The following is a 2,225-nucleotide window of genomic DNA, read 5'->3' on the forward strand; positions in this document are numbered from 1 at the left end:
GGTGTCGAGCTCGACGTGCATACCGCCGCTGCCCGCCGAGGCGAGCTCGCTCGTGGCGCACGAGAGGCCGGCCCCGCCGAGGTCCTGGATGCCGTTGACGACCTGCGCCTGGAACAGCTCGAGGGTGCACTCGATCAGCAGCTTCTCCATGAACGGGTCGCCGACCTGCACGCTGGGGCGCTTGGCGGGCCCGTCGGCGTCGAACGTCTCGGACGCGAGGACCGACACACCGCCGATGCCGTCGCCGCCGGTGCGTGCGCCGTAGAGGACGACCTTGTTGCCGACACCGCTCGCGAAGGCGAGGTGCAGGTCCTCGTGGCGGAGCACGCCGACACAGAGGGCGTTGACCAGGGGGTTGCCGAGGTAGGTCTCGTCGAACACGACCTCGCCGCCGATGTTGGGCAGGCCCAGGCAGTTGCCGTAGCCGCCGACGCCCGCGACGATGCCGGGCATGACCCGGCGGGTGTCCTCGGCCTCGAGCGGGCCGAAGCGCAGCGGGTCCATGACGGCGACGGGGCGAGCACCCATCGCGAGGATGTCGCGGACGATGCCGCCGACTCCGGTCGCCGCACCCTGGTAGGGCTCGACGTATGACGGGTGGTTGTGCGACTCGACCTTGAACGTGACGGCGTAGCCCTGGCCGATGTCGATCACGCCGGCGTTCTCGCCGATGCCGGCGAGGGTCTTGCCGAGCGGCGTTTCCTGGGGCAGGTCACCGAACTTCTTGAGGTGCACCTTGGACGACTTGTAGGAGCAGTGCTCGCTCCACATCACGGAGTACATCGCCAGCTCGGCGCCGGTCGGGCGGCGACCGAGGATCTCGCGGATGCTGGCGTACTCCTCCTCACGGAGGCCCAGCTCGGACCACGGCTGCGGCTTGTCCGGGGTGACTTCGGCAACGGCTGTGGTGTCCAGGCGGGGGGCTTCGCTCACAGCCCCGATCCTATCGGTCGTACCGGCAGCTTCCGACCGCGCGTGGGGCGGTGGACCAGCGTCCACCGACCACGAGGAGCGGTGAGTCTGCGTCCACAACCTTGACCGACGTGGACGCCAGGTCACCGACCACTGGCTGACGTGGACGCCAGGTCACCGCCCACTGGTGGAGGTGGACGCCAGGTCACCGCCAGGCGCCGCGGCGGTGTTGCGGAGGATAGGGAGCGCTCGCGGGCGGCACACCGAGCTCGTGGGCGGCGCGCAGCGGCCAGGCCGGCTCGCGGATCGCGACGCGGCCGAGCATCACGACGTCGGCCGACCCGCCCTCGAGCACCTGCTCCGCCTGCGCGGGCTCGGTGATCAGTCCGACCGCGGACACCGGCAGGCCGCTGACCTCGCGGACCTCGCGCGCGAACGGCACCTGGTAGCCCGGGCCGATGTCGATCTTCTGGTGCGCCACGGCACCACCGGACGAGATGTCGAGCAGGTCGACGTCGTGCTGCTTGAGCAGCGCGCCGAGCTGGGCGGTCTCCTCGACGTTCCATCCGCCGTCGGCCCAGTCCGATGCCGAGAGGCGTACGAACAGGGTCTTGTCCCAGACCTGCCGGACGGCGTCGACGATCTCGAGGACCAGCCGCGTGCGGTTGTCGAACGAGCCGCCGTACTGGTCGGTGCGCTGGTTGGCGAGCGGCGAGAGGAACTCGTGGATGAGATAGCCGTGCGCCCCGTGGACCTCGACGACGTCGAAGCCGGCCCGGTCCGCGCGCACCGCGGCGTCGGCGAACGCCTGCGGCAGTGCCGCCACCTCGTCGGTCGTCATCTCGCGCGGCACGTCATAGCCCTCGAATGCCAGCTCCGAGGGGCCGACCGCCTGCCAGCCGCCGCGCTCGACCGGCACGGTGCCCTCGCCGTCAGCGAACGGCGCCCACGTCGATCCCTTGCGACCGGCATGCGCGAGCTGCATCCCGGCGACGGCACCCTGCCCGCGGATGAAGTCGGCGATCCGCCGCCACGGCTCGATGTGCGCGTCGGACCAGATGCCGGTGTCCTCGGGGCTGATCCGGCCCTCCGGCACGACGGCCGTCGCCTCGGTCATGACGAGGCCGAACCCACCGGCGGCGTGCTGACCGAGGTTGACGAGGTGCCAGTCGTTCGGCATCCCGTCGTGGTCGAAGCAGGAGTACTGGCACATCGGCGCGAGCCAGATGCGGTTGCGGGCGGTGACGCCGCGCAGGATCAGCGGTTCGAAGAGGGCAGGCACAGGAATGACAACCGCGGCGGCGCGAGAGTCA

At 70.9% G+C, this 2,225-nt stretch carries 2 protein-coding genes; both read right to left on the reverse strand.

Annotated elements, in window-relative coordinates; all coding sequences use genetic code 11:
* A partial coding sequence (locus V6M46_RS19395) for an AIR synthase related protein (RefSeq protein WP_332668135.1) occupies positions 1 to 933 on the reverse strand: 933 nt, incomplete at its 3' end.
* A gap of 184 nt (positions 934 to 1,117) precedes the next feature.
* Positions 1,118 to 2,200 (reverse strand): NADH:flavin oxidoreductase/NADH oxidase, encoded by a 1,083-nt coding sequence (locus V6M46_RS19400; protein WP_332668136.1) that lies wholly within the window; start codon positions 2,198 to 2,200, stop codon positions 1,118 to 1,120.
* Between the last annotated feature and the right edge of the window lie 25 nt (positions 2,201 to 2,225).

Origin of the sequence: Aeromicrobium sp., from assembly GCF_036676885.1 — a bacterium.
GTDB lineage: Bacteria > Actinomycetota > Actinomycetes > Propionibacteriales > Nocardioidaceae > Aeromicrobium.